At 72.4% G+C, this 25,951-nt stretch carries 24 protein-coding genes; 20 read left to right on the top strand and 4 right to left on the bottom strand.

Going from position 1 to position 25,951, the window contains the following annotated elements; all coding sequences use genetic code 11:
• Window positions 1–80 precede the first annotated feature (80 nt).
• From ABZ374_RS16135 to ABZ374_RS16065, 15 genes are all read left to right on the top strand, one after another.
• The gene (locus tag ABZ374_RS16135) at window positions 81–902 is read left to right on the top strand and encodes a DUF5819 family protein (RefSeq protein WP_360311277.1); all 822 of its coding nucleotides are present in this window, start codon (window positions 81–83) and stop codon (window positions 900–902) included.
• A complete protein-coding gene (locus ABZ374_RS16130) occupies window positions 889–2,184 on the top strand; it encodes an HTTM domain-containing protein (RefSeq protein ID WP_360311275.1) in 1,296 nt (431 codons plus the stop codon). Before ABZ374_RS16135 ends, ABZ374_RS16130 begins: the two co-directional genes overlap by 14 nt.
• Before the next feature lie 91 nt (window positions 2,185–2,275).
• Window positions 2,276–3,028 carry a TrmH family RNA methyltransferase gene (locus ABZ374_RS16125; RefSeq protein ID WP_360311273.1) on the top strand — a complete coding sequence of 251 codons (753 nt, stop codon included), beginning with the start codon at window positions 2,276–2,278 and terminating at the stop codon, window positions 3,026–3,028.
• A complete protein-coding gene (locus ABZ374_RS16120) occupies window positions 3,025–3,882 on the top strand; it encodes a DUF6457 domain-containing protein (RefSeq protein ID WP_360311271.1) in 858 nt (285 codons plus the stop codon). Before ABZ374_RS16125 ends, ABZ374_RS16120 begins: the two co-directional genes overlap by 4 nt.
• Before the next feature lie 23 nt (window positions 3,883–3,905).
• Window positions 3,906–5,096 carry a molybdopterin molybdotransferase MoeA gene (locus ABZ374_RS16115; RefSeq protein WP_360311269.1) on the top strand — a complete coding sequence of 397 codons (1,191 nt, stop codon included), beginning with the start codon at window positions 3,906–3,908 and terminating at the stop codon, window positions 5,094–5,096.
• Window positions 5,093–6,241, top strand: coding sequence for a potassium channel family protein (locus ABZ374_RS16110; RefSeq protein WP_360311267.1), 1,149 nt, complete (start codon window positions 5,093–5,095; stop codon window positions 6,239–6,241). The genes ABZ374_RS16115 and ABZ374_RS16110 overlap by 4 nt, the downstream gene beginning before the upstream one ends.
• A gap of 10 nt (window positions 6,242–6,251) precedes the next feature.
• A complete protein-coding gene (locus tag ABZ374_RS16105) occupies window positions 6,252–7,232 on the top strand; it encodes an NAD(P)H-quinone oxidoreductase (RefSeq protein WP_360311265.1) in 981 nt (326 codons plus the stop codon).
• Window positions 7,233–7,428: 196 nt separating this feature from the next.
• On the top strand, window positions 7,429–8,148 hold the full coding sequence (locus tag ABZ374_RS16100) for a hypothetical protein (RefSeq protein ID WP_360311263.1): 720 nt from the start codon (window positions 7,429–7,431) through the stop codon (window positions 8,146–8,148).
• Between the two features lie 152 nt (window positions 8,149–8,300).
• Window positions 8,301–9,113, top strand: a complete 813-nt coding sequence (locus ABZ374_RS16095; RefSeq protein ID WP_360311261.1) for a hypothetical protein — start codon at window positions 8,301–8,303, stop codon at window positions 9,111–9,113.
• Window positions 9,114–9,211: 98 nt separating this feature from the next.
• On the top strand, window positions 9,212–9,796 hold the full coding sequence (locus tag ABZ374_RS16090) for a PadR family transcriptional regulator (protein WP_360311259.1): 585 nt from the start codon (window positions 9,212–9,214) through the stop codon (window positions 9,794–9,796).
• Window positions 9,793–10,542 (top strand): ABC transporter ATP-binding protein, encoded by a 750-nt coding sequence (locus ABZ374_RS16085; protein ID WP_360311257.1) that lies wholly within the window; start codon window positions 9,793–9,795, stop codon window positions 10,540–10,542. The genes ABZ374_RS16090 and ABZ374_RS16085 overlap by 4 nt, the downstream gene beginning before the upstream one ends.
• Complete coding sequence (locus tag ABZ374_RS16080; RefSeq protein ID WP_360311255.1) at window positions 10,539–13,376, top strand: FtsX-like permease family protein; 2,838 nt, start codon at window positions 10,539–10,541, stop codon at window positions 13,374–13,376. Before ABZ374_RS16085 ends, ABZ374_RS16080 begins: the two co-directional genes overlap by 4 nt.
• 27 nt (window positions 13,377–13,403) lie before the next feature.
• Window positions 13,404–13,937: a bacterial proteasome activator family protein gene (locus ABZ374_RS16075; protein ID WP_360311253.1), complete on the top strand. Its 534-nt coding sequence runs from the start codon at window positions 13,404–13,406 to the stop codon at window positions 13,935–13,937.
• A 165-nt stretch (window positions 13,938–14,102) separates the two neighbouring features.
• Complete coding sequence (locus tag ABZ374_RS16070; protein WP_360311251.1) at window positions 14,103–15,254, top strand: protein kinase; 1,152 nt, start codon at window positions 14,103–14,105, stop codon at window positions 15,252–15,254.
• Between the two features lie 395 nt (window positions 15,255–15,649).
• A complete protein-coding gene (locus ABZ374_RS16065; RefSeq protein WP_360311249.1) occupies window positions 15,650–17,218 on the top strand; it encodes a protein kinase in 1,569 nt (522 codons plus the stop codon).
• A gap of 69 nt (window positions 17,219–17,287) precedes the next feature.
• On the opposite strand, the gene ABZ374_RS16060 is transcribed toward ABZ374_RS16065, so the two are convergent.
• The 4 genes from ABZ374_RS16060 to ABZ374_RS16045 form a co-directional block, all read right to left on the bottom strand.
• Window positions 17,288–18,262, bottom strand: a complete 975-nt coding sequence (locus ABZ374_RS16060; protein ID WP_360311247.1) for a phosphotransferase — start codon at window positions 18,260–18,262, stop codon at window positions 17,288–17,290.
• 169 nt (window positions 18,263–18,431) lie between these two features.
• Entirely contained in the window at window positions 18,432–19,235 is an 804-nt protein-coding gene (locus ABZ374_RS16055; RefSeq protein ID WP_360311245.1) for an HAD-IIB family hydrolase, read from the bottom strand.
• A gap of 85 nt (window positions 19,236–19,320) precedes the next feature.
• Entirely contained in the window at window positions 19,321–20,208 is an 888-nt protein-coding gene (locus tag ABZ374_RS16050; RefSeq protein ID WP_360311243.1) for an LLM class flavin-dependent oxidoreductase, read from the bottom strand.
• A gap of 58 nt (window positions 20,209–20,266) precedes the next feature.
• Entirely contained in the window at window positions 20,267–20,938 is a 672-nt protein-coding gene (locus ABZ374_RS16045) for a TetR/AcrR family transcriptional regulator (RefSeq protein WP_360311241.1), read from the bottom strand.
• A 170-nt stretch (window positions 20,939–21,108) separates the two neighbouring features.
• On the opposite strand from ABZ374_RS16045, the gene ABZ374_RS16040 reads away from it, so the two are divergent.
• The 5 genes from ABZ374_RS16040 (at window position 21,109) to ABZ374_RS16020 (ending at window position 25,950) form a co-directional block, all read left to right on the top strand.
• Window positions 21,109–22,503, top strand: a complete 1,395-nt coding sequence (locus ABZ374_RS16040) for an MFS transporter (RefSeq protein ID WP_360311347.1) — start codon at window positions 21,109–21,111, stop codon at window positions 22,501–22,503.
• 56 nt (window positions 22,504–22,559) lie between these two features.
• Window positions 22,560–23,378, top strand: a complete 819-nt coding sequence (locus tag ABZ374_RS16035) for an alpha/beta hydrolase fold domain-containing protein (protein WP_360311239.1) — start codon at window positions 22,560–22,562, stop codon at window positions 23,376–23,378.
• Complete coding sequence (locus tag ABZ374_RS16030; protein ID WP_360311237.1) at window positions 23,375–23,851, top strand: hypothetical protein; 477 nt, start codon at window positions 23,375–23,377, stop codon at window positions 23,849–23,851. The genes ABZ374_RS16035 and ABZ374_RS16030 overlap by 4 nt, the downstream gene beginning before the upstream one ends.
• A 72-nt stretch (window positions 23,852–23,923) precedes the next feature.
• Complete coding sequence (locus ABZ374_RS16025; protein ID WP_360311235.1) at window positions 23,924–24,694, top strand: FadR/GntR family transcriptional regulator; 771 nt, start codon at window positions 23,924–23,926, stop codon at window positions 24,692–24,694.
• Window positions 24,691–25,950 carry an MFS transporter gene (locus tag ABZ374_RS16020; RefSeq protein ID WP_360311233.1) on the top strand — a complete coding sequence of 420 codons (1,260 nt, stop codon included), beginning with the start codon at window positions 24,691–24,693 and terminating at the stop codon, window positions 25,948–25,950. Before ABZ374_RS16025 ends, ABZ374_RS16020 begins: the two co-directional genes overlap by 4 nt.
• Window position 25,951 lies beyond the last annotated feature (1 nt).

Raw genomic sequence — 25,951 nt, 5'->3', positions numbered from 1 at the left:
GACACGTCCGGCGGACTCGACCCGGTAGCGTGCCGGCAGCACGGGTCCGGACCGGCGGACCCATCGACCACGGGAGAGGCATGCAGTCGCCTGACGACGCGGCGCCCGGGCAACCGGCGGATCGGTCGCAGCCCGGCCCCCAGGCCGGTACGACGGCGGTGGGCACCTCGACCGCCGACGCGGCGGACCGAGCTCCGGTGCCGGAACCGGACCCGGCCTCGGCCCGGATCCCGGCCCAGGCGGGGGAGCGCGCCCCCGTCGACACACCGACCGAGACGGCGGTGCCCTCGGACGAGCGCCGCTCGACCGCGGTGCGTTCGATCTCCGCGCTGTTCGCCATACTCGCGATCCTGGTGACGCTGGTCCACGTGTTCTTCGTGTTCCTGCACGTCGCGCCCAGCAACACGCTGTCCCAGGACTACCGCAAGGAGACCGGCACCTGGGTCTATCCGTACTTCGAGCAGAACTGGGCGCTGTTCGCGCCCAATCCGATGTCGGAGAACTTCCGCCTGCAGGCCCAGTCGCGGGTGCGCAACGCGGACGGCACCGTCGTCGAGTCCGGCTGGTCCGACCTGACCGGGGACGACCTGAAGCACATCCGGGGCAATCCCTATCCCAGCAAGGCCGACCAGAACATGATCCGGCGCGCGTGGTCGAGCTACACCGACGCGCACGAGGCCAAGGACGAGACGGCGATCGGCACCCGCGGCCCGCTGACCCAGCGCTACCTGCGCCGGATCGTGGTGCACCGCTTCCAGGACGCGGGAGCCGACCGCAGGCTCGAATCCATCCGGATCCGGGTCGCGACCACGCCGGTCGGCAAGCCCGGCGGCAAGCCCGAGCCGGAAACCGCGTACCGCACGCTCGGCTGGTGGGAGACGAAGCCCGATGACTTCCGCTGAGCCGCAGCCGCGCGTCGCGGCGAGCGTGTACCGCCGGGCGGAGGACGCCGTCGGCGCGTGGCTGGTGCGCACCCTCGACACCGTCAGCACCCGTACCTTCGCCGTGCACCAGTCGGCCCTGCTGCGGATCGGCTACGGCCTGGTCTTCCTGGTCGGCCTGATCCGCGAGTACTTCAACCGCCGGGAGATCTGGGGCGACCAGTCGGCCTGGTCGCCGGACATGGCCCGGGAGTTGCTGGGCGGCATCGGCGGGGTCAGCCTGCTCCTGGAGAGCGACTCGCGCCTGTGGTTCGAGGGCGTCTACCTCGCGGCGATCGTGATCTCCGCGCTGTTCGTGCTCGGGTGGCACACCCGGGCGATGAGCATCCTGTTCGCGATCATGGTCGTGTCGTTCAACAGCCGGTCCATCCTGATGACCGACGGCGGCGACACGGTGCTGCTGCTGATGGCGATCTACCTCGCCTTCACCGCGTGCGGACGGGTCTGGTCGCTGGACGCGCGCCGGGCCAGGCGCACCGGAATCCGACCCGGCACCGGCCCCGGACACGAGGTCGGCGTGCTGGTCGCGCTGCTCGCGATGGTCGCGCTCGGCACCACCTGCCGCGCCGATTCGTGGACTCCGGATCCCGAGTTCTCCTTCGCGTTCGTCTGCCAATGGATCTGGGTCCCCGGGATAGCGGTCGCCTTCGGCGCGCTGTGGCGATTGCCGCGGCAGGTCGAGCAGGTGCGGGCCGGCCTGGTGACCGTCGTGCACAACTGCGCGCTGTTCGTGATCGCCGCCGAGGTGTGCTTCATCTACGGCGCGGCCGGGCTGTACAAGGTGCAGGGCTCGTACTGGCAGGACGGCACGGCGATGCACTACGTGCTGAACCTGGAGTACTTCGCGCCGTGGCCCGGGCTCAGCCACCGGCTCGCCGAGAACGCCGAGATGGGCGTGCTGATCGGCTACCTCACGGTGTTCATCCAGGTCGGCTTCGTGTTCATGCTGTTCGCCAAGCGGGTCAAGTACGCCGCGATCGTGGTTCTGATCGGCATGCACATCGGCATCGCGATCCTGCTGGGCCTGCCCGCGTTCTCCGCGTCCATGTCGGTGGGCGACGCGCTGTTCCTGCCCACCGCGTTCCTGATCTGGACCCGATCGCGGGTGATCGCCCGGCTGACGGCGCGGCTGCGCCGCAGGCCGGCCGCCGCGAAACCGGCCGCCGCGGTCGACCCGAAAGCATCGGCTCCGGACCCCTCCGACGGACTCGAGGGAGTGGCCACGGCCTCGGGTCGGGCCTGATCCGGCCGCTCGAACAAGGCCCCGGCGCTCGGCGGCGCGATGCCGCCGCCGAGCGTCCGGGACCCGCTCGGACAGGTCCTACGCTGCTGTCATGAACCCCCACGAGATGCAGACCCTCGCGCTGTGGCGGGCCGCCTCGCCCGGGGCGGTGCTGCTCGACGGCTTCCACGCGGTCAAGCACGCGGTGCGGTTCGGCGCCGAGATCAGACTCGTGGTGACCACCGACCGGGCGGCCGTGCGGGCCCTGGCCGACGAACTCGCGGCCGACGTGGGCGGTTTTCTGGAGGAGACGGCGCAGGAGGTGTCCGAGCCGTTCCTGCGCGACCTGGTCCCGCGCGCCGGCCGGACCGGGGTGGTGGCACTCGCCGGTCGACCCGAGTCCGACCTCGCGTCGGGGCGGGCCCGAACCGCGCCGATCGTGCTCCTGGAGAACCCGCGCAACCTGGGCAACGTCGGCGCGGTGGTGCGGCTGGCCGCCGGTTTCGGCGTCGCCGCCGTGCTCACCACCGGCGACCTGGACCCGTGGCACCCGCACGTGGTCCGGGGTAGTGCGGGGCTGCACTTCGCGACCGCGGTCGCGCGGGTGGGCCCGGAGACATTGCCGGCCGGACCGATCCTGGTGCTCGACCCCGAGGGCGTCGACCTGCGCACGACCGAGATCCCGGACGACGCGATCCTGGCGTTCGGCACCGAGCGCCACGGCGTCTCGGCGGCGCTGCGCGAGCGCGCGGACCTGCTCGTGGCCATCCCGATGCGGCCCAGGGTGTCCAGCTACAACCTCGCGACCAGCGTCGGGATGACGCTCTTCCGCTGGTCCACGACCTCCGCGAACGCACCGACGTGAGCCGCTACGACGCGGTCGTCCTGGCCGGCGGCGCGGCCCGTCGGCTGGCCGGCGCGGACAAGCCCGGACTGCTGGTGGCGGGCGTCTCGTTGCTCGACCGGGTGCTCGCCGCGGTCGCCGGGGCCGAGCGGATCGTGGTCGCCGGGCCGCGCCGAGCCACCGGGCGCCCGGTGGTGTGGGTGCGCGAGGAACCGCCCGGCGGGGGCCCGGTGGCCGCGCTGGCCGCCGCACTGCCGCTGGTGCGGGCCGAGGTGGTCGTCCTGCTCGCGGCCGATCTGCCGTTCGTGCCCGGCGAGTTGATCGAGCGCCTGGTGGCCGCGCTGGACGCGGACCCCGGATCGGCGGGCGCGGTCGCGGTCGACGCCGACGGGCGTGACCAGATCCTGCTCGCCGCCTATCGCAGTGCGGCCCTGCGGGCCGGCGTCGCGACCCTGGCCGAACCGGCCGGGGCGCCGCTGCGCCGGGTGGTCGGGCCGCTCACGGTGCGCCGGATCCGGGCCGAGCCCGGCGCCGTGTTCGACTGCGACACCTGGGCGGATGTGCGCGAGGCGCGTACACGGTCGGGGAGGATGGACACAGCCCCGAAGAGGAGAGACATGACTGGCCTGGAAGAGTGGACCGAAGCGGTCAAGCAGGAACTGGGCATCGAACTGGACGTGGACATCACGGCGCTGCTGGACATGACCCGGGTGGCGGCGCACAACGTACAGCGACCGGCCGCGCCGCTCACCTCCTTCCTGGTCGGTTACGCGGCGGCGAGTCGGGGCGGCGGTGCTGCGGCGGTGGCCGAGGCACTGCGCCAGGCACAGGACCTCGCCGAGCGTCGCGGCCCGGGCGCCGAGCCGGGCGCCTGATGATCCCTGGGGAGAGTCGGACCATGCCGCGTGCCGAGCCACACCCGCAGCACGCGCTGGGTTGGCCCGAGGCCCGCGCCACCGCCCGTGCGGCCGGGCGAGCGCTGCCCGCGGTCTCGCGCACGCTGCACCACGCCCGCGACCACGTGCTGGCCCGGCCCATCGTCGCGCTCACCGACCTGCCCTCCTTCGACACCTCGGCGATGGACGGGTGGGCGGTCGCCGGCCCCGGGCCGTGGCGGGTGCGCGGGCGGCTGCTCGCGGGTGACGCCGGTACGGAGATCGGCGTGATGCGGGACGGGGACGCGGTCGAGATCGCCACCGGCGCCCGGGTCCCGCACGGGGCCACCGCCGTGCTGCGCAGCGAACAGAGCCGGGTCGAGGGCCGCACGTTGTTCGGCGACGTGCACATCCAGCAGGGCACCGACATTCGCGCGTGCGGCCAGGAATGCCGGCGCGGCGACGAGTTGTTGCCGGCCGGCACCACGGTCACCCCCGGGGTCACCGGGCTGGCCGCCGCCTCCGGCTACGACGAACTCGTGGTGGTCGACCGGCCCCGGGTGGAACTCCTGGTGCTGGGCGACGAGTTGCTCGACGCGGGGTTGCCCCGGGAGGGGCGGATCCGGGACGCGCTCGGCCCGCTGATCACGCCGTGGTTGCGTACGCTCGGCGCCGACCTGTTGCGGGTTCGCCGAGTGGGGGACAACCCGGACACGCTGCGCGGACACGTGAGCGCGTCCCGCGCCGACGTGGTGATCACCACCGGCGGCACCGCCGACGGTCCGCGCGATCACGTGCACCGGCTGCTCGCCGAGCTGGCGGCGGACGTCCTGGTGGACGGCGTCGCGGTCCGCCCCGGGCATCCGATGTTGCTCGCCCACCTGCCCGGTGAGCGCCCCGGCGCGGGCCGCTATCTGGTCGGCCTGCCCGGCAACCCGCTGGCCGCGGTGGCCGGCATGCTCACCCTCGCGGTGCCGCTGCTGCGCCGACTCTCCGGCCGCCCGGAACCGCGCCCGCGCCGGATCCGGGTCGGCGCCGACATCGCCGGCCACCCGCACGACACCCGCCTGGTGCCGATGCGCGCGGATCGCCCGCTGGCCTTCTCCGGCCCGGCGATGTTGCGCGGGCTCGCGGTCGCCGACGGCATCGCGGTGGTGCCGCCGGGCGGCGTGCGCGCGGGTGATCGGGTCGAGGTGCTCGGGGCGCCGCGATGAAGACCGTGCGCTTTCCGGACGACCGGCCGGCCGATCGCCGCGGGCCGCGCGGTTCGCTCGCCCGACCGCTGCCGACGCTCAAGCGGAACACCGACGAACCGGCGGGCTTGGCCGGTCAGGCGGGCGCGAGCGTACACATCCCCAAGGACCGGCCCGGCCCGCTGGTCCAGGTGTTGCGCCGGTTCGGGATGGCGCTGCTGGTGCTGGCGGTCACCATCGCGGTGGTCTACCTGGATCGGGACGGCTACCGCGACACGGTGGACGAGCACGTCTCGCTGCTCGACGCGGTGTACTACGCGACGGTCACCCTCTCCACGACCGGCTACGGCGACATCACCCCCGCGAGTGACAGCGCCCGGCTGGTGAACGTCGTCCTGATCACCCCGCTGCGGGTGATCTTCCTGATCATCCTGGTCGGCACGACCCTGGAGGTGCTCACCGAGCGCACACGGGAGCTGCTGCGGCTCAACCGTTGGAGGTCCACGTTGCGCGACCACACGATCCTGGTCGGATACGGCACGACCGGGTACAGCGCGGTGCACACGCTGATGGCACAGGGCGTCTCGCGCGAGAACATCGTCGTCGTCGACTCGGACCCCGAGGCGGTCACCGAGGCGAGCGACGACGACAAGCTGGTGGTGGTCTCCGGCGACGCGACCCGGGCCGAGGTGCTGCGCCGGGCCGAGGTGGAGCGGGCGCGGAACATCATCGTCTCGGTCAACCGGGACGACACCGCCGCCCTGGTCACGCTGACCGCACGGCAGTTGAATCGGCGGGCCTGGATCGTGGTCGCGGTCCGCGAGGACGAGAACGCGCCGCTGATCCGGCAGAGCGGGGCCGACTCGGTGGTCACCACCGCGAGCGCGGCGGGTCGGCTGCTCGGGCTCTCGATGCTCAGCCCGAACGTCGGCGAGGTGATGGAGGACCTCATGCACTACGGCGAGGGCATGGATCTGGTCGAGCGGCCGATCGACAAGCGCGAGGCGGGCAAGTCGCCGAGCGAATGCGGCGATCTGGTGGTGGCCGTGGTGCGCGGACACCGTACGTTGCGGCACGATGACCCTGAGGCGGCGGTGCTCGGTGCGGGTGACCGACTCGTGGTGATCAAATCGCACAAACCGCAGCCGAAAACGGGCGACTCATAGGCTGGATGCCATGTACGCGATCACGATTGCCGAGCCGGGCGGACCCGAGGTACTGACCTGGACCGAGGTCCCGGACGAGAAACCCGAACCCGGCGAGGTGCTGGTGGAGGTGGCCGCGTCGGCGGTCAATCGGGCCGACCTGTTGCAGCGCCAGGGGTTCTACCATCCACCCGCGGGCGCATCGCCCCATCCCGGCCTGGAGGCCTCCGGCCGGATCGTCGAGGTCGGTGCCGGGGTGTCCGGCTGGGCGGTCGGCGACGAGGTGTGCGCGCTGCTCGCGGGCGGCGGGTACGCCGAGCGGGTCCGGGTGCCCACCGGTCAACTGCTGCCCGTGCCCGAGGGGGTGGACCTGGTCTCGGCCGCCGCGCTGCCCGAGGTGGTCTGCACGGTCTGGTCGAACGTGTTCATGGTCGCCCATCTGCGCAAGGGCGAGACCTTCCTGGTGCACGGCGGGTCCAGCGGCATCGGCACGATGGCGATCCAGTTGGCCGCGGCCGCGGGCGCCCGGGTGTTCACCACCGCGGGATCGGCGGCCAAGCTGGCGCGCTGCCGCGAACTGGGCGCCGACGTCACGATCAACTATCGGGACGAGGACTTCGTGGCCCGGGTCCGCGAGGCCACCGACGGGGCCGGGGTGGACGTGATCCTGGACAACATGGGCGCCAAGTACCTCGATCGCAACGTGGACGCGCTCGCGGTCAACGGCCGACTCGTGGTGATCGGCCTCCAGGGCGGTGCTCGGGGCGAACTGGACCTGAGCAAGCTGCTGACGAAGCGGGCCGCGATCGCGGCGACCTCGCTGCGCGGCCGCCCGACGACGGAGAAGTCCGCGATCGTGGCGGCCGTTCGCGAGCACGTGTGGCCGCTCCTGGACGCGGGGCGGGTGCGGCCGATCGTCGACCGCATCATGCCGATGGCGGAGGCGGCCGACGCGCACCGTGTGGTCGAGGAGAGCGGGCACATCGGCAAGGTGCTGCTGAAGGTGCGTTGACCCGCCGGGACGCGGGTCGCGGCTGCGGGTCCCCGCAGGCGGGCGTGAGTCCCGAGGGGTCGGCGGGTCGCCGCGGGTGGTGTCCGTGCGGTGGGTCGGTGCGACCTGCCGCCGGATGAATGAAAATCGGATGATCGGTCCGCCGAGGCGAATGTCGCTGGATGGGTCTTTTGTCGATATTCCTTAGTCTGACGACATGCCTACCCCCGGCGGCTTCGCGCGTCGATTGGCTGCCGGGTGTGTGCTCGCGGCGGCCCTTGCCCTCCCCGGTGCCCCGGTCATCGCCGGCGCGTCGATGCCGACCGGTGCCGGGACGCCCGCCCCGACCGACGGGTCGCCGCCCGTGACGCCCCCGCCCGGCGATGCGGAATCGGGTGCCTCCCCACGCGGGCGGGCGCCGGGCACGGCCGCACTGCATCCCGACCCGGCGGTGCACGGACACGCGCCGGCCGAGCCCACCGGCCCGCCGAAGCCCGCCCCGGTCACCGATCCGCCCACCCAACAGGAGTGGGATCGACTCCTGGACCGGCTGGCCGCCCACGGCGCCCGTCCGGTGACCGACGAATCGGGCCGGGCGGTGCTCGACGTCGAGCGGGAACTCCTGCTCACCGGCGGCACCGACGGCCTGGACGAACTCCGTTCCTGGGGGGCGGAGATCACCCGCGACGATCGGCCCGGGGTGTACGCCGTGCGCTCCGGCGGGCGCGTCGTGGCGCGGTATCTGATCGAGTCCGACCCGATCGGCTCGACCGACACCTCCGCTCCTGTCACCCCTTGGGCCTTCGATGCGCCGCCCACGCTGCCCAGAACCGGTCCATCCGTTGTGAATTTGACTCTGATTGCCCTCGGAGGAGCCGGTATCGTCTGCGCCGGTGGACTGCTCATCCGGTGTTTCCCGGCGCCGCGACGACACTGAGCGGACACTGAGCGGCGGGACGGGCGTCGGTTCCGCCGGGCAGACTGTGTGTCTGGCGCATCGGGAATGAAGGGTGCAGGCTCGTCGAGGACGCGTCCCGAGGCGGCGGTACCTTCCGGGAACGTCCGACCGGTGGTGGGGAAGGAGGCGTGATGGGGTCGATCGGCGGATTTCACCGGCGCATACCGCTGGGCCCGACGATCATCGCGCTGACCCTGATCACCTTGCTGGTGCTCACCAACATCTGCGGCTCCGGCCCCGGCATGCCGGCCCGCCACAACGGATCCGCACCCACACCCGCGGACATCCCGCCGCAACTGCCCGCCCAGGACCAGAGCATCGAGGGCACCCCCGCGCCGACCGGCGGCGCACCCACGTCGGCCGGTTCGCCGACCACGAACGGGCAGCCGGTCCCGGTGCCCACGGTCACGGTGACCGAGACGGTGACCGCCCCGCCCGGGAACTCCCCGGGCTCGGGCGACCGACCGGGCAACCCGCCCGCCACCTCGGCCCCGGGCGGACCGTCCGGCGGATCGAGCGGGGGTCCCACGACGGCCGGCCCCGGTGGTGCCTCGCCGACCCCGCCACCGCCGTTGGGCCAGCGGTTCCGGGTGAGCGACGTGCGGCTGGGCGCGGACCGGGCGAACGGCTCCTGGGTGCGCTGCAACGGCATCGATCAGGTGGAGTTCCTCGGGACCGTGCTCGTGGACGGGGCGGGCCCGGGGGACGTGGTCTTCCAGTGGGTGTACGAGAAGGTGTTCGTGTATCCGCAGGACATCCTGCACTTCACCGGCAGCGGCCCGCGCCAGCAGAGCATCGCGGTCACCTGGCGCATCCCGCCGCAACTGTTCGGCGACGTGAACGGGGTCGTGCAACTGCTGATCCTGCAACCGGTCGCCAACGCGCAGACCGAGCGGTACACGTTCGACTTCAATTGCCGCGTCGGAATCCCCAACGACAACTGACGACTGGCCCGTTCGCCGGCCGATCCGGCACCTCGCACCCACCTTTCCGACCGCGTGCCGTCTTGCGCCGTCGAGCATACCGGGTATACATACTCGGTATGTCCATCAAGCACGGTCTGCTCGCACTGCTCGATCAGGGCCCTCGTTACGGCTATCAGCTCCGGAGCGAGTTCGAGGCCCGGACCGGATCCACCTGGCCGCTCAACGTCGGTCAGGTCTACACCACACTCGGCCGGTTGGACCGCGACGGACTGGTCGCGCCGGACGGCGAGGACGACGAAGGGCACGTCTTCTACCGGATCACCGACGAAGGTCGGCTCGAACTGCGCGCGTGGTTCGAGGCGCCGGTGTCGCGGACCAACCCGCCGCGGGACGAACTCGCGATCAAGCTCGCGATGGCCGTCACCGTGCCCGGCATCGACGTCGGGGTGGTGGTCCAGGGACAGCGCACCCACACGCTGCGGGCGCTGCAGGACTACACCCGGCTCAAGACCCGCGCGGCCCAGGACGACATGGCGTGGCAACTCGTCCTGGAATCACTGATCTTCCACGCGGAGGCCGAGGTGCGCTGGCTCGACCACTGCGAGGCGCGGCTGGCCCGCCGGGCGGCCGAGCGGGAGCCGGCCGCGCCCGCGCCGGACGAGCGGCCCACACCCGTCCGCAGGCGCGGCGCGCGCCGATGACCACGGCTACAGGGGGCACTGTGGAACCGATACTGGAACTCCGGTCGGTGGGCCGCGTCCACGGTCGGGGCGACGTCCGCGTCGAAGCCCTGGCCGGGGTGGATCTGGCCGTCGTACCGGGCGAGATGCTCGCCGTGATGGGACCGAGCGGCTCGGGCAAGTCGACCCTGTTGATGCTCGCGGGCGGTCTGGACCGGCCCACCGACGGCGAGGTGCTGGTCGAGGGCCGGCCGCTGGGCGGGCTCAATCGGCGCCGGATGGCCGCGCTGCGCAGACGCAGCATCGGCTACGTCTTCCAGGACCTCAACCTGGTGCCGGCGCTGACCGCCGCGGAGAACGTCGCGCTGCCGCTCGAACTCGACGGCATGTCGACCCGCCGGGCCCGGCAGGCCGCGCACGAGGCGCTGACCGAGGTCGGCCTGCAACACTTCGGCGAGCGATTTCCCGACGACATGTCCGGCGGCCAACAACAACGGGTGGCGATAGCCCGGGCTTTGGTGGGCGAGCGCCGGTTGGTGCTGGCCGACGAGCCCACCGGCGCGCTCGACTCGACCACCGGCGAGGCGGTGCTGCGGGTGTTACGCGCGCGCTGCGAGTCCGGCGCGGCGGTGGTCCTGGTGACCCACGAGGCCCGGCACGCGGCCTGGGCGGACCGGATCGTGTTCCTGCGCGACGGTCGGCTCGTGGACGACACCGGCCCCTCGGCCGACGCCGAGTCGCTGCTGTCCCGGGGCGGTTCGCGATGAGCGTGAGCTCGTGGCGGGCGACGCTGCGGATCGCCCGTCGGGACGCGCTGCGGGCCAAGGGCCGCAGCGCGCTGATCGTCGCGATGATCGCGGTCCCGGTGCTGGGCATGAGCGCGGCCGATGTGACCTGGCGGAGCGTGCAGTTGGACACCGACGAGGTGATCTCCCGCTCGATGGGGCGGGCGGACGCGCTGGTGTCGGACACCGCGGAGCGAGGGAACTCCCAAAACGGGAATCGTTCGGTCGCGATTCGCCAGGATCCGACCGGTGACGAGTGGCGGCCCGCGGACGCGAACGGGGAATTTCCACCGGCCGGGTCCGGGCAGGCCGAGGCGGAGCCGACCGAGCCGCCGCCTCGCGACCCGACCTCGATGATCCCCGGTGTCACCGAGAAGCTGGTCGACCGCTCCACCTTCGGCGCGGTGTCCACCGCGCACGGCCGGACCGACGTGCGGATCCGCGAACTCGACTACACCTCGCCGATCGCGAAGGGCATGGTCGTGCAACGCGCGGGGCGGGCTCCCCGCGCCCCGGACGAGGTCGTGGTCACCGAGGAGTTGCGCCGATCCGCGGGCTACCGGGTCGGCGGCACGCTGACCGAGAAGACCACGAACAAGACCTTCCGCATCGTCGGCACGATCGTGCTGCCGAGCCGCCTGCGCGAGCACCTGGTGATGGCCGCGCCGGGCGCCCTGATCGACGAGATGCACGCGCGTCCGGGCGCGATCAGGGTCTTCGGCATGGACAACTTCACGCTGATCCGGGTCCAGGGCGGCATGCCGTGGTCCAAGGTGTCGGCCGCCAACCGGCAGGGTCTGTTGATCAGATCCGCCGCGGTGTTGCGGGACCCGCCGGCCAGGGCGGATTGGACCTTCGACAGCCCGCGCCAGTGGGCCGACTCGCGGGCCCTCAGGCTCGGCGGCATCGGCCTGGGCCTGGGTCTGCTGGAGATGATCCTGCTCGCCGGCCCGGCCTTCGCGGTGGGTGCCCGCCGCAAGCGACGCGAACTCGGGCTGATCGGGGTTGCAGGTGGCGGCCGTCGGCACATCGGCGCGGTGGTGCTCGGCGGCGGGCTGGTCCTGGGCGTGGTCGGCGCCGTGCTCGGCACAGCGGTGGGCCTGGGCGTCGCGGCGGCGATCCGGACGCGGATCGCCGAGCGCTCCGGCGCGCTGTCCGGTCGCTACGACGTGCGAGCGCCGGAGTTGCTCGGCATCGGGGCGGTGGGCGTCACCGTCGGTGTGCTCGCCGCGCTCGTCCCGGCCTATCTGGCCTCCCGCGAGGACATCGCCGCTTCGTTGACCGGGCGTCGGGGGGTGCGGCGCGGCTCGCGCGTGTTGCCGCTCATCGGGGCCGCGGTCACCGCGCTCGGGGTCGGCGTCGCGTTGTTCGGCGCGGATCGGGCGGACGACACGATCATCATCGCCGGGGTGGTGGCGGCCGAACTGGGCCTGGTCGCGTGTTGTCCGGCGCTGATCGGTGCGACGGCCAGGCTCGGTCGATTCCTGCCGCTGACACCCCGGTTGGCGCTGCGCGACGCGGCCCGCAGTCGTCCGCGCAGCGCGCCCGCGATGGCCGCGGTGATGGCCGCGGTGGCGGGTTCGGTGGTGATCGCGGTGGTCTGGTCGAGCGAGAACGCGGACGAGCGCAACAAGTACCACCCCAATGCCCGGGAGAACCACGTGTTGATCGGCTTCCCCGGGCGGATACCGATGAGCGGGATACCGGGTGAGACGGGGGTGAGTGCCGCACAGGCCGAGGACGTCCGGCAGGCCGTGGAGCGGATCCTGCCCGACGCGAAGGGCGGCGTGTTGGGCACCGTGGGCGCTCCCTGTACGGGTGCGGGCCGGTGCGTCACCTATCGGCCGGAGAAGTTGCCCGAGGCCCGCTGCCCGGCCCGCAGCGGCGAGGACGGGCAGCGGTGGCGCGACGATCCGCGATGCCGGCTGGAGACGCGGTCCCAGAACGGCTTCTTCCAATCGGTCGTCGGGGACGCGAGTCTGCTGCGCATGCTGACCGGCGCGGACGACCCGCGCGCCGTGGAGGTGTTGTCCCGGGGCGGGGTCGTGCTGTTCGAGGACGGATACGTCGGGCCGGACGGCATGGTCGAGGTCAAGGCGCAGGAGACGTTCGTCGTCACCGGACCGGTCCGGCCGTCCTCCCCGAACCGGGTTCCAGCGGATGCGCCCGGTGTCCGGCTGCCCGCCGTGGCGGTGCGAGGCCCCTTCGGTCTGTCGGGCATGTTCGCCTCGCCCGAGGCGGCTCGGGTGCTCGGGGCCGCGGTCGAGCCGGCCGGTCTGGTCTACGACGCCGGGCGTTCGCCCTCGGACGTGCAGAAGCAGCGGCTGGAGGACCAGGTGGCCAAGGTCTCCGAACAGAGCTTCGTCTTCGTCGAGCGGGGCTTCCAGCCGACGAGCGACGCGCGCATGTTGCTGCTCGCGGTGTTCGCGCTGGTGATCACGGTCGGCGCGTCCGGCGTGGCCACCGGACTGGCCCTGGCCGACGCGCAGAAGGATCTGGCCACCCTGGGCGCGGTGGGCGCGCCGCCGAGCGTGCGGCGCCGGTTGTCCGCCTTCCAGAGCGGGGTGATCGCGTTGCTGGGCACCGCGCTGGGGCTGGCGGCCGGGGTGCTGGCGGGGGTGGTCGTGCGGCGAGGACAGAAGTCGGCGCTGTGGGACGCGATGCCGGCCGACGCGAAGAGCCGGCTGCATGCTCCCGAACTGGTGATTCCATGGACCCGGATGGGTCTCGCGCTGATCGTGCTGCCGATCCTCGCGGCCCTGCTCGCGGCGCTTTTGACACGATCGCGCGCGGTGGTGCGCAGCAGGACGGGATAACCCTCCGGCGCTCCTAGGATGAGATGTATGGATACGCCGAACAACGAAGCGAATGGTGAAAACCCGCAGGTGGTGATCGTCGGGCCGGATGGCATGGCGCTCGGCGGCGGCCTCGGTGAAGAGGGCGGTGAACTCGCGGTGACCGACATGGTCGAACAACCCGCGAAGGTCATGCGCATCGGCAGCATGATCAAGCAGCTTTTGGAGGAGGTGCGCGCGGCTCCTCTCGACGAGGCGAGCCGGGTACGCCTCAAGGAGATCCACGCCAGCTCGATCAAGGAGCTGGAGAAGGGGCTCGCGCCGGAGCTGGTGGAGGAGCTGGATCGGCTCTCGTTGCCGTTCACCCACGATTCGGTGCCCAGCGAGTCCGAGCTGCGGATCGCCCAGGCACAGTTGGTGGGCTGGCTGGAGGGCCTGTTCCACGGCATCCAGACCGCGCTGTTCGCGCAGCAGATGGCGGCGCGCGCACAACTGGAGACGATGCGCCGGGCGTTGCCGCCCGGCATGGCTCCGGGCGGTCAGGGCGAACCGCCACACACCCAGTCGGGTCCCTACCTCTAGCGTTCCGGTAGGGGCGTACCCCGGGTCGGTGCGCGATGGCACCGACCCGCTGCGCTCTCGTCGTGTCTCTGACAGGCTGTCGGCGATGCGACGGGAGCGCTTTTCGGTAGGTCGACTCGGGCCGAGGGCGTGCGCGAGTCGTGCGGCGTGGAGGGCGGCCTGACGGTGACCGTTTCGGGGGACCCGGCTCGGGCGAGCGGGCGTGTCTTCGGCGGTGGGCGATATCGCACCGGGCGCCGGATCGGCGGTGGCGGCATGGCCGTCGTGCACGAGGCGCACGATCTGTTGCTCGATCGCATCGTCGCGGTCAAACGCCTGCGCAGCGACCTGGCCGAGGACACCGTCGCGCGCTCGCGCTTCGCCCGCGAGGCCGAGCACGCCGCCGCGCTGAACCACCCCACGATCGTCTCCGTGTTCGACACCGGCGCCGATCCCGGTGAGGACGGCGTGCTGGTGCCGTGGATCGTGATGGAGCTGATCCAGGGCCTGACCCTGCGCGATCTGCTGGAGGCGCACGGCCCGGTGCCGTGGCCGCGTGCCCTGGCGATCACCGCGAAGGTGCTCGACGCGCTGGAGTACAGCCACGACCGCGGCCTGGTGCACCGCGACATCAAGCCGGTCAACGTGATGATCACGCCGAGCGGCGAGGTCAAGGTGATGGACTTCGGCATCGCCCGCGCGCTGTTCGTCACCGACGGTGCGCTCACCGACCCCGGTCGGATCATGGGCACCCCGCAGTACTTCTCCCCCGAACAGGCGTTCGGCCATCCCGCGTCCACCCGCAGCGACCTGTATTCGGTGGGCTGCCTGCTGCACGAACTGCTGGTCGGGGTGCCGCCGTTCGACGGCGGTACGGCCGTGCACATCGCGTATCGGCACATGCGCGAGGAGCCGACCCCGCCCTCCGCGTACCGGCCCGACGTGCCCGGCGCGGTGGACGATCTGGTGTTGCACGCGCTGCGCAAGGACCCGCGTCTGCGCTTCGACACCGCCGGGCGGATGCGCGAGTCGGTGCGCCGGATCCTGCCCGCGGACGTGTGGGATTCGGTGCTCTACGGGGCCGGCGTCCCGGCGCCGCCGCCGGGACCGCCGGCACCGGCGATGTCGGCGGGGCCGATGGGGCAGCGGCCGACGCGGCCGCCGGGCGGCGGTCCGCCGTGGGTGCGGATGTTGTCCGGGTTCGGGCCCAGGGCCCGCTCGGCGGGCGCGCACAGTGCGCCGGGAGCCTACGGTCGCAGGAGCGGTGCGGGTGCCGCGTTCGCGGCGACCGTGCTGGGTGTGCTGGCCGTGCTCGCGTCGATCCTGATGTTGCGCTGATTCGCGACGGGCACGATCGCGCGGTCCGGTGCCGGCAGCCGCCCAAGGCATCGGCCGGGGTGCCGGAATCCCGTTACCATGGGCTCTTCACCCGGGAGTACCACCGATCCCGGTATCGTTTCGGGACTTGAACCGAGGAAGCACCACATTTCATCTGCACTTCGGCGCGGGTTCACCCCCGGGCGCCACGTGAGGGGACTGCCGAGGATGATCGCCGAGTCCCCGGCCACCACCCTGACGTCCGAGTCGGCGTGCCTTTGTGGCCGGCCGATCGTTGGAACCGTCGTGCTCCCCCGCTCCCGTGGTGTTTTCCGCTCCGATCTGCACGCGGCGGACTCCATCGCCCCAGTTCGGCGGCCCCGGGCGGGCCGCCCCGACGCACAGGGCGAGGAGCGATGACCCCGCCGCAGGGACCGGACGAGCACGAGGCGTCCGGCACACAGGTGAAGACGGTCGGATCCGGCCGCTACGAACTCGGTCGCCAGCTCGGTCGCGGCGGCATGGCCGAGGTGTTGATGGCCCACGACGTACGGCTGGGCCGCACGGTCGCGGTCAAGACGCTGCGCCCGGACCTCGCGCAGGACCCGGTGGCCCGCTCGCGTTTCGGCCGCGAGGCGCAGAACGCGGCGTCGCTGAACCATCCCGCGATCGTGTCGGTCTACGACACGGGCGAGGACCGGGTCGGCGAAGAGCTGGTGCCGTTCATCGTGATGGAGTGCGTCGAGGGCCGCACGGTGCGCGAACTGCTCGGCGAGGGCAACCCGATACCGCTGGAGCAGGCCCTGCGGGTCACCGAGGGCATCCTGGAGGCGCTCGAGTACAGCCACCGGCACGGCATCATCCACCGCGACATCAAGCCCGCGAACGTGATCATCACCAACTCGGGCGCGGTCAAGGTGATGGACTTCGGCATCGCCCGCGCGATGCACAGCGCGGCGACCACGATGACCCAGACCGGCATGGTCATGGGCACGCCGCAGTACCTGTCGCCGGAGCAGGCCCTGGGCCGGACCGTCGACGCGCGCAGCGACCTGTACTCCAGCGGTTGCCTGCTCTACGAACTGCTGGCCCTGCGCCCGCCGTTCAACGGCGATACGCCGCTGTCGGTGGTGTATCAGCACGTCCAGGACGATCCCCGGCCGCCGTCGATGATGGATCCGCGGGTGCCTCCGCACCTGGACGCGATCGCGTTGAAGGCGCTGGCGAAGAACCCCGACGACCGGTACCAGACCGCCGACGAGATGCGGATGGACATCCGCCGGGCGCTGGCCGGTCAGCAGGTCTCGGTCGCGGTTCCGCCGCGGGTGCCGACCCAGCAGGCGCCGCGGCCCGAGTTCGGTTCGTGGAGCCAGGCCGCCGCGGGTACGGCGGTGGGCTCGGCGCACTCCGGCTCGGCCGAGGCCACCGCCGCGATGCCGCCGCTCGCGGGGCACCCCGGCACCGGCACGCTGCCCGGGCAGTCCGCCAACGACGGCGGCACCGGGCCGCTGCCGATCCTGCCGCACGACCCGCCGCCCAAGCGCAGGCTGCCGGTCTTCCTGGTGGCCGCGCTCGCGGTGGTCCTGGTGGCGGTCGGGGCGGTGTTCCTGGCCAAGGGGTTCGGGGGCGGCGACAGTCCGTCGACGAAGCGGGAGTCGCCCGCCGCCACGACGAGCGACAACGGTGTCGCCCAGCCGGCTACGAGCAACAAGCCCGACGCGGGCAAGGCGACGTCGGGTACGGTCACGTCCCCTCCGACGCAGACGTGGCGTTCGAACCCGACGTTCGGCAACACGCGGGATCCGGGCGGGACGACCACGGGCCAGACGCACCCGCCGACCTCGCCACCGCCGACCAAGCCGTCCGAGACGACGCGCCCGACCACGTCCACCACACCGACCAAGGGTGGCGGGACGAAGCCGCCGGACCCGGTCGGTGGCGGTGGCAGTGGTCCGGGCAATCCGGGCACCGGCACGACCCCCTGATCCGAGCCTGCGAACCCGCGGGCGCCACGAATCGTGGCGCCCGCGGGTTTTCGCGTACCGGGTCGGTCGTCAGCCCAGGAACGCCTTCAGGACCTCGTCGTAGGCCATCGTCCACCACACGATCAGTGCGGCGGAGGCGGGAAACAGCGGGGCACAGCGCGGGTCGTGTTCGAGGTAGTGCCGGGTGAGCATCCAGAAGTCGTTCAGTCGTTCCCACCACAGTCGGTGCACGGCGGCGGCGAGTTGGGTGGGTCCCGGGTCGACCACGCCTCGGTAGCCGGCCACGTAGTCGCGGACCCGATCGAGGTCGAGGGTGCCCGAGATCGGGTCGGTGAAGAAGATCAGCGCGGCCCGCACCAGCTCCTCGGTGTCGGGCAGGGCCGCCAGCCGATCCCAGTCGATGATCGCCACCGGCTCGGTGCCCTGATACAGCAGGTTCAGCGGGTGGAAGTCGCCGTGCACGTAGCCGGTGCGCGGTGCCTCGTGGTCGCGTGGCCGTCGGTGCGCGTGCCGCAGCAACATCGCGCGCCGTTCGATCAGCCGCAGTTCGGCGAGCCGGTCGAACGCGCTCGGCTCGGATCGGGTGCGGATCCGGGTGAGCAGGCGCTCGACGGTGGCCAACGATTCGTGCGGGTCGGCGGTGGGCACCAGCAGCGGTTGTTGGACAGGCGGGAGCAGCTTGGGCAACGTCACGTGCACGCCGCCGAGCAGCGCACCCACCCGGGCACAGCCCCGGGCGTCGAGCTCGGTGCCGCGTCGGTGGGTGCCCTCCACCCAGGGGTAGAGCGCGAACCAGCGGCCCCGCGAGGTGAGCACGGTGCGCCCGCGCCGGTCGGCCACCGGCGGGAGCGCGGGTATCCCGCAGACGGCGAGCCGCTGGGTGATGTGGTGCTGGAAGCGGATGGTGTCGGGTCGTTGGTCCAGATAGTGCTTGAGAAACCAGCGTCCCCTGGTGGTGACGACCTCGTAGCCTCGGTTGAGGAGGCCCTCGGCGATGGGCCGGAACGAGAGAGCCTCGCCGACCCGGTAACGGTCGATCGTCACAGCCAGTGGGGACCCTGGCCGGGAGGGGGTGTACACGGCGCCAATCTATGTCACGGAAAGCAATCGAGTAACTACACTGTGCAACCTTCACGCGTAAGCGTGTTTTTGTTGTCACGCGTTCGAGGAGTCGGCCGGTGCGTACACCGATACCGACCGGCGCCGGCCCGACTCAGCCGAACAACTTTTCCAGGACCTGGGCGACGCCGTCCTCCTGATTGCTGCCGGTGTGCCGAGCCACCGCGGCCAGCACGTCGGGGTGCGCGTTGGCCACCGCGTACGCCTGTCCGGCCCAGGCCAACAGCGGCAGATCGTTGGGCATGTCGCCGAACGCCACCACGTCCTCGGTACGGATCCCGCGCTGCGCGCAGAACCAGGCCAGGGTACTGGCCTTGCTGATGCCCAAGGCGCTGATCTCCACCAGGGCGATCGCCGAGGAGTGGGTGAATTCCGCGTACGCGCCCGCCCGTTCGCGGGCCAGCGCGAGGAACACGTCCGGGTCCAGGCTGTGGTGCCGGGCGAGCAGCTTGAGCACCGGCCCGGTCAACAGTTCCTCGACCGGGCCGACCGCGTGCACGATCGACACGTCGCGCTCCACCGCGGGGTAGTCCGGCTCGTGCATGAACCCGGTCTCGGTCTCCACCGCGAAGCACACGTCCGGCACCGCCTCGCGAAGCAGCTCGGTGACCTTGCGGGCGGCGGTCACGTCCATCGTGTGGGTGCCCACGATCCGCTCGGCGCGCAGGTCGTACACGACCGCGCCGTTGCCGCAGATGGCCAGGCCGTGATGGCCGGTGACCTCGGCGACGCGGTTCATCCAGCGCGGTGGACGGCCGGTCACGAAGACCACCTCGGCGCCGGCGGACTCGACCAGTTCCAGCGCGGCGAGGGTGCGTTCGGAGATGGACCCGTCGTCGCGCACGATGGTGCCGTCGAGGTCGGTGGCCACTAGGCGTGGGCGATTCGTGATCGTCACGGGTACATCCTCGCTCAGAAACGATTCGTCGGGTCCACGGGGCCGGGCGCGGTGTCCGGGCGCCCGGTGCGCGGGACCGGATCGCTCAGTCGAGTTGGCGCAGTCCCTCGGTGGCGATGCGTTCGAAGACGACCGGGTCGGCCGCGAAGACGGAGTCCGGCACCGGCCAGTGCAGCACCAGTTCGGTGATACCCAGCTCGCGGTAGCGGCCCGCGTAGTCGACGAACGCGTCCAGCGAGTCCAGCGGTCGCTCCAGGGTCGAGCCCTGCAGCAGCACCTTCGCCAACTCGTCGGGCTTGCGGCCCTCGGCCGCGCAGACGTCGGAGAGGCGGGCGAGCTGTTCGGCGATCACGGCCGGGCAGTCCTGGGCCGAGACGTCCTTGGGGCCGCGGGGGTCGCCGTAGGTGATCCAGCCCTCGCCGTGCCGTGCGGTCAGGCGCATGCCTCGGGGACCGGTCGCCGCGATGTACATCGGCACCCGGGGCTGTTGCCGGCCGGCCGGGATCATCCGCACGTCGTGCGCGGTGTAGTAGGTGCCCTCCTGGGTCACCGCCGGTTCGCTGAGCAGGCGATCCATCAGCGGGACGAACTCGGCGAGCCGGTCGGCCCGCTCGCGGGGGGACCACGACCGTTGGCCCAGCGCGGTGGCGTCGAAGCCGGTGCCGCCGGCGCCGATGCCCGCGATCAACCGGCCGTCGCTGATGTCGTCGATGGCGGCGAGGTCCTTGGCCAGGGTGACCGGGTGGCGGAAGTTGGGCGAGGTGACCATGGTGCCCAGCCGCAGCCGCTCGGTGGCCGTCGCGGCGGCGGTGAGGGTGGGTACCGCCCCGAACCACGGAAGCTCGCGGAAGCTGCGCCAGGACAGGTGGTCATAGGTGTAGGCGGCGTGAAACCCGAGGTCTTCGGCGCGACGCCACACCTTTCGGCCCTCGGTCCAGCGGTGGATCGGGAGGATCACAGTGCTCAAACGCATCGCTCGACCATACGTGCCCGCGGCGCCGACCCCGCGACGGGCCGGCGCCGCGGTTCGGTCAGCGCACGTACGCCCCCGCCCGGGCCGCGGCGGCGGCGGCCGTCGCGGCGAGTTCCGCACTCGCCTCGTCCAATGGGTCGCCGCTCGCCAGCAGTCGGTAGTACAGCGGCGCCGACACGGCCCGGATCACCTCGTGCGGGTCCGTTCCGGCCGGCGCCTCGCCGCGGGTGATCGCGGCCTCCACACACGGCGCCCACTCCTTGATCCGGGTGGCGTAGAACGCGTGCAGCGCGTCCGAGGTGCGGGCGTCGCAGGTCGCCGCGGCGATCACCGCCTTGAACAGCGCGCCCTGCCGCTCGTCGGTGAGGGTGCGGCGCACCAGGTGCGCGTTGGCCCGCAGATCGCCGAGCAGTGAGCCGGTCTCGGTGCGCGCGACCGAGCTCTCGGCCATGTCCACGAGCAGCTCGGCGACGAGCGCGGTGGTGCTGCCCCAGCGTCGGTAGACGGTGGTCTTGCCGACCTCGGCCCGCTGCGCGACGTCGGCCAGGTCCAGGCCGGCGAAGCCGCGCTCGGCGAGGGCGTCCCCGGCCGCGCGCAGCACCGCCTCGCGGACCCGGGCGGTGCGCCCGCCGGGGCGGACCGTGCCGGGGTCGGCCGGCCCCTCTCCCGGCGCCGGGGGATGGCCTGCGGAGCCGGGAGGGGGATCGCCGGCGAGACCGTCCGAGGTCATAACGGGACTCCTGTTCCATTAAGTCGTTCCAGCGTGCTACCTTCGGAGCATCTTAACGGGAAAGTAGACCCGTTAGAGCATCTCGGGAGATTCACATGTCCACGCTCGAGCACACCGACAGGCCGGTCGCGGCCCCACCCACCGCCGTACCCGACACCGAGCGCAGCTCGATGACCGGCCGGCAGAAGCTGATCCTCACCCTCCTTCTCGGCGCCCAGTTCATGATCGCGGTGGACTTCTCGATCCTGAACGTCGCCCTGCCCGTGGTCGGCGAGGGCCTCGGCTTCTCGCTGAACAACCTGCAATGGGTGGCCACCGCGTTCGCGCTGACCGCCGCCGGCTTCACCCTGCTGTTCGGCCGGGTCGCGGACCTGTTCGGCCGCAAGCGACTGTTCCTGGGCGGGATGGCGCTGCTCGGCGCCTCCTCCGCGCTCGGCGGCTTCGCCACGTCGCCCGAGATGTTGCTGACCGCCCGGGTGCTCCAGGGACTGGCCACCGCGGCGGTGACTCCGGCGGGTCTGTCGTTGTTGACCACCGCCTTCCGGGAAGGGCCGCTGCGGGACCGGGCGCTGGGCCTGAACGGCGCGCTGATGTCGGCCGGATTCACCGCGGGCGCGGTGCTGGGCGGCCTGCTCACCGACATGTTGTCCTGGCGCTGGGCCTTCTTCGTCAACGTGCCGGTGGCCGCGTTGGTGTTGATTCTCGCGCCGTCGGTGATCACCGACGCCCGGCCGACCCACCGGCCCAGGCTCGACGTGCCCGGTGCGATCGCGGTCACCGGCGGCCTGCTGGCCCTGGTCTTCGGGTTGACCCAGGCGGGCGCCGAGGGCTGGGGCGAGGCCGGCACGCTCGGCTCGCTGGTCGCCGGCGTCGTGCTCCTGGTCGCCTTCTGGTTCATCGAGCGCCGCGCCGCCTCGCCGCTGGTCCCGGTCGGCATCATGAAGCGCCGCTCGGTGTTGTGGGGCAACCTCACCGGTCTGATCGCGTTCGTGACCGAGACCTCGCTGGTCTTCCTGCTCACGCTCTACCTCCAGGAGGTCCTGGACTACTCGCCGCTGGCCACCGGGCTCGCCTTCGGCGTGCTGGGCATCGGCACGGTCCTCGGCGGCACCCTCGGCGGCCGGGTGGTGGGCCGGTTCGGCACCCGCACCACGATCGTCGCCGGCGGCGTGGTCCAGGCCCTGGCCACCGTGTCGCTGGTCGCCCTGGGCAGCTCGGGCGGCTGGATCTGGCTGCTGCTCGCGGCGACCTTCGTCGGCGGTGTGGGCAACATGCTGATGATCGTCGGCTTCATGATCACCGCGACCTCCGGCCTGCCGGACGACGAACAGGGCCTGGCCACCGGTCTGGCCACGATGACCCAGCAGGTGGGCATCACGATGGGCATCCCGATCATGAGCGCGATCGCCACCGCGCGGATGAACTCGCTCGGCAGCACCGGACCCGACGCGGTCCTGTCCGGGGTCGGCGTGGCGATCCTGGTCGACTCGGCCCTGGTCCTGCTCGGCGCGCTGCTGGCGGGCCTGTTCCTGGCCCCGCGTCGGACCGGGCGCTCGGCCACCTGAGCGATGGCCGGGCGAGTCTCGACCCAGTGCCGCCGAGCAGACCGAGGAGATCCGTCATGACCGCGACCCACGCCGCCTTCGACACCCTGCCGCCGGCGATCACCCTGCCCGGTGCCGACCACGACGTCCCGGTCCGGATCTTCGCCGGCGGCCCCGGCACGGCCGGCCTCCTGGTCTGGGCGCACGGCGGGAGTTGGCACTCGGGGGGCACCGAGGACTGGGCGCCCGCGCTGGCCCACCTGGCCCGGGTCGCCTCGACCACGGTGGTCGGCGTCGACTACCGGTTGGCCCCCGAACACCCGCACCCCGCCGCCCTGCTCGACCTGCTCACCGTGCTGGACTGGGCCGGTGACCGGGTCGGCGCCGAGCCGCTCTCGGTCGGTGGGGACAGCGCGGGCGCCACGATCGCCGCCTGCGCCGCACTGGTCCGGCGCGACCGGGGCCGGCCGCTCACCGCGCAACTGCTCGCCTACCCGCCGATCGACCCGGACCGCCGCGCCGAGTCCTACCGCAGCCGACCCACCGCCTTCCCGTCCCGGGCCGCGCTCGGCTCGGCCTGGCGGGCGTACCGGGGACAGGCGTCGGTTCACCCGGCCGCCGTCGGCGCGCGAGCGCTGTACAGCACCCCGCGCGAGGCCGCCGACCTCGCCGGGGTCGCCCCCGCGATCCTCGCGGCCGGCGCGTTGGACCCGGTCGTGGACGACGTGCGCGACCACGCCCGACGACTGCGCGCCGCCGGTGTCCCGGTCGAACTGCACGAACCCGCCGGCACCGGCCACGGCGCCTTCCTGACCGACCCGAGCTTTCGACACCGCCTGGGCACCGCGTACGCGGCGACCCACCACGCGGCCCGACCCACCCGGAGGAACCGATGAACAACGGCGCTCTGCTTCGGCACTTCGCGGACCTGCGCGATGGCACCCACGGCGACGCGGTCTCGCGTGCGGACAAGGAGGCGCTGTTCCGCGCGGCCGTCGCGCTGCTCGACCCGCACGCCCGCCGGGCCCTGGCGGACCTGGACCACGATCTGCTGCTGGGCACCGGCGAGTGCACCGCCACCGGCGTGCGACCCGCGCGGGACGGCGGCCTGGAGGCGGTCTGGGAGCTGTCCTGGCCGCGACAACGCGCGGCCGGCCTCGCGCCGATCCTCCTGCGGGCGTACTACGGCGCCGGTTTCCACCACCCGCACCTGCGCGGCGGCACGGTCGGCGACTGGCCGCTGAACGTGTTCACTCCCGAGGACGCCGCCGAGGAACTGCCCACGCTGCGCGCGATCGCCGCCGCGGACCTGCACAACCTGGTCTTCCGGCGGGACTTCCGGATCGTCCCGGCGACGACGGGCCGCTGAGCGATCCCCGGTGCATGCATTGTGCAGCTACTTGTAGGATGACTGGGCAACCCCACGAATTCGGGAGAGTCCATGTCGCTCCAGGCAGCCGGTAGACGTTCCCTCGTCGACGATGCGATCGATCAGCTCCGCGCCCAACTGACCGCCGGCACCTGGCCGGTCGGCGCGCGCATTCCCAGCGAGAGCGTGATCGCCGAACGGCTGCGGGTCGGTCGGAACACCGTGCGCGAGGCCATCCGCGTGCTCGTGCACGCCGGGATGCTGGAGTCGCGCCAGGGCGACGGGACCTACGTACGCTCCACCACCGACCCCGGCGACCTGGTCCGCCGGATCGAGCACGCCGACCTGCGGGACATCTTCGAGATGCGCCGTGCGCTGGACGTGGAGGCCGCCCGGCTCGCCGCCCAGCGCCGCACCGCCGAGGACCTGGACCGGATCCGCCGCGCACTGATCCGTCGCGGCGCGGCGGACGGCAGCGCGGACAGCCCGGAGCCGCACGACTTCGACCGGGGCGAGCCGGCCGAGGGCGAGCTGGACGACCTGGTCGAACAGGACGTGGCCTTCCACACCGCGATCGCGATCGCGTCGCACAACTCGGCGATGGTCGCCACCTACCGCTGGTTCAGCGACTCGTTGTGGCGCGCCATTCGCACGGTGGTCGGCGACGGCACCCTCCCGGACGCGTCGCACGGCCTGCACGTGGCGCTGGCCGAGGCGATCGAGGCCGCCGATCCGGACGCGGCCGAGTCGGCCGTGCGCCGCATCCTCGAACCCGCCGTGTTCGCCCTCGACGCACTGCTGCACGACCCGACGAAGCACCACCGCAGGGAGCACGACGCATGAGCACGACCGAGCTGCGCATACCCCCGACCGGCAAGGTCGCCGGCGGCACCGCCCGGGCGACCGGTGGCGCGTTGTTGCTCGCCGGCATCGTGCTGATCGCGCTCAACATGCGGGCCGGGCTCTCCAGCGTGTCCCCACTGGTGGGCGAACTGCGCGAGGTGTTCCATCTGTCCGCGACCACGGGCAGCCTGATCACCGCGATACCGGTGCTGTTCCTGGGCCTGATCTCGCCGCTCGCGCCGATCGCGGCCCGCCGGTACGGCACCGAACTCGTGCTGCTCGGTGCGCTGGTCGTGGTCGGCCTCGGCATCCTGCTGCGCGTGGTTCCGGACCTGACCGCGCTGTTCGCGGGCGGCGCGCTGGTCGGTTCCGGGATCGCGGTGCTCAACGTGCTGATGCCGGGCGTGGTCAAGCGCGAGTTCCCGCACCGGGCGGCGGCGATGATCGGCGTGTACAGCGCCGCCATGGTGTTCGGCGCCGCCGTGTCGGCGGGTGCGACCGTGCCGCTGGAGAACACCATCGGACACGGCTGGCAGCCGGCGCTCGGCGTCTGGGCGCTCCTGGCCTTCGTGGCGGTGGCCGTCTGGCTGCCGCACGTGCGCCGCCGGCGCGGGAGTGTCCCGGCCGCGATGCCGCACGTGCCGGGCCTGTGGAAGTCGTCGTTGGCCTGGCTGGTGACCGGCTTCATGGGCCTGCAGTCGTTGCTGTTCTACGTACTGCTCGCCTGGATGCCGACCATCCTCACCGACAACGGGATGAGCAAGGGCACCGCGGCGACGATCTTCGCGTTCAGCACGTTCGTGCAGATCCCGGCCTCGTTCGTCGGGTCGATCCTGGCCGGTCGGATGCGCAACCAGAGCCCGCTGGTGTTCGGCTCGGTCGGCCTGATCGTGGTCGGCTATGTGGGGCTGATGGTCGCGCCCACCGGCGGGGCGTGGGCGTGGGCGGCCATCCTGGGCTTGGGCCAGGGCGCCGCGGTGTCGCTCGCGCTGACCCTGATCGTGCTGCGCTCGCCGGATCCGAACACGGCCGCGCAATTGTCCGGGATGGCGCAGGCGGTCGGCTACGTGCTCGCCGCGTTCGGGCCGTTGGCCGCCGGGGCGCTGCACCAGGCCACGGGCGGGTGGACGGTGCCGATCGTGCTGATGCTGGTGTTGTCCGGGTGCGCGCTGGTCTGCGGGGTGGGCGCCTCGCGGCCGATCCACGTGCGCGTGGCGCGGGAGGTTTCGGTGCCCGCCGGGCCACCCGTCGGCTGAC

The organism is Embleya sp. NPDC005971 (genome assembly GCF_040629175.1).
In the GTDB taxonomy this organism is placed as follows: domain Bacteria; phylum Actinomycetota; class Actinomycetes; order Streptomycetales; family Streptomycetaceae; genus Embleya.
This window is presented reverse-complemented; position numbering and strand designations above follow the sequence as displayed.

Excerpts from the sequence above, each read along its gene's own strand:
- ABZ374_RS16135 (WP_360311277.1), top strand. The coding sequence starts at position 81 with ATGCAGTCGCCTGACGACGCGGCGCCCGGGCAACCGGCGGATCGGTCG.
- ABZ374_RS16130 (WP_360311275.1), top strand. The coding sequence starts at position 889 with ATGACTTCCGCTGAGCCGCAGCCGCGCGTCGCGGCGAGCGTGTACCGC.
- ABZ374_RS16125 (WP_360311273.1), top strand. The coding sequence starts at position 2,276 with ATGAACCCCCACGAGATGCAGACCCTCGCGCTGTGGCGGGCCGCCTCG.
- ABZ374_RS16115 (WP_360311269.1), top strand. The coding sequence starts at position 3,906 with ATGCCGCGTGCCGAGCCACACCCGCAGCACGCGCTGGGTTGGCCCGAG.
- ABZ374_RS16110 (WP_360311267.1), top strand. The coding sequence starts at position 5,093 with ATGAAGACCGTGCGCTTTCCGGACGACCGGCCGGCCGATCGCCGCGGG.
- ABZ374_RS16105 (WP_360311265.1), top strand. The coding sequence starts at position 6,252 with ATGTACGCGATCACGATTGCCGAGCCGGGCGGACCCGAGGTACTGACC.
- ABZ374_RS16100 (WP_360311263.1), top strand. The coding sequence starts at position 7,429 with ATGCCTACCCCCGGCGGCTTCGCGCGTCGATTGGCTGCCGGGTGTGTG.
- ABZ374_RS16095 (WP_360311261.1), top strand. The coding sequence starts at position 8,301 with ATGGGGTCGATCGGCGGATTTCACCGGCGCATACCGCTGGGCCCGACG.
- ABZ374_RS16090 (WP_360311259.1), top strand. The coding sequence starts at position 9,212 with ATGTCCATCAAGCACGGTCTGCTCGCACTGCTCGATCAGGGCCCTCGT.
- ABZ374_RS16085 (WP_360311257.1), top strand. The coding sequence starts at position 9,793 with ATGACCACGGCTACAGGGGGCACTGTGGAACCGATACTGGAACTCCGG.
- ABZ374_RS16080 (WP_360311255.1), top strand. The coding sequence starts at position 10,539 with ATGAGCGTGAGCTCGTGGCGGGCGACGCTGCGGATCGCCCGTCGGGAC.
- ABZ374_RS16075 (WP_360311253.1), top strand. The coding sequence starts at position 13,404 with ATGGATACGCCGAACAACGAAGCGAATGGTGAAAACCCGCAGGTGGTG.
- ABZ374_RS16065 (WP_360311249.1), top strand. The coding sequence starts at position 15,650 with ATGACCCCGCCGCAGGGACCGGACGAGCACGAGGCGTCCGGCACACAG.
- ABZ374_RS16050 (WP_360311243.1), bottom strand. The coding sequence starts at position 20,208 with ATGCGTTTGAGCACTGTGATCCTCCCGATCCACCGCTGGACCGAGGGC.
- ABZ374_RS16045 (WP_360311241.1), bottom strand. The coding sequence starts at position 20,938 with ATGACCTCGGACGGTCTCGCCGGCGATCCCCCTCCCGGCTCCGCAGGC.
- ABZ374_RS16040 (WP_360311347.1), top strand. The coding sequence starts at position 21,109 with ATGACCGGCCGGCAGAAGCTGATCCTCACCCTCCTTCTCGGCGCCCAG.
- ABZ374_RS16035 (WP_360311239.1), top strand. The coding sequence starts at position 22,560 with ATGACCGCGACCCACGCCGCCTTCGACACCCTGCCGCCGGCGATCACC.
- ABZ374_RS16030 (WP_360311237.1), top strand. The coding sequence starts at position 23,375 with ATGAACAACGGCGCTCTGCTTCGGCACTTCGCGGACCTGCGCGATGGC.
- ABZ374_RS16025 (WP_360311235.1), top strand. The coding sequence starts at position 23,924 with ATGTCGCTCCAGGCAGCCGGTAGACGTTCCCTCGTCGACGATGCGATC.
- ABZ374_RS16020 (WP_360311233.1), top strand. The coding sequence starts at position 24,691 with ATGAGCACGACCGAGCTGCGCATACCCCCGACCGGCAAGGTCGCCGGC.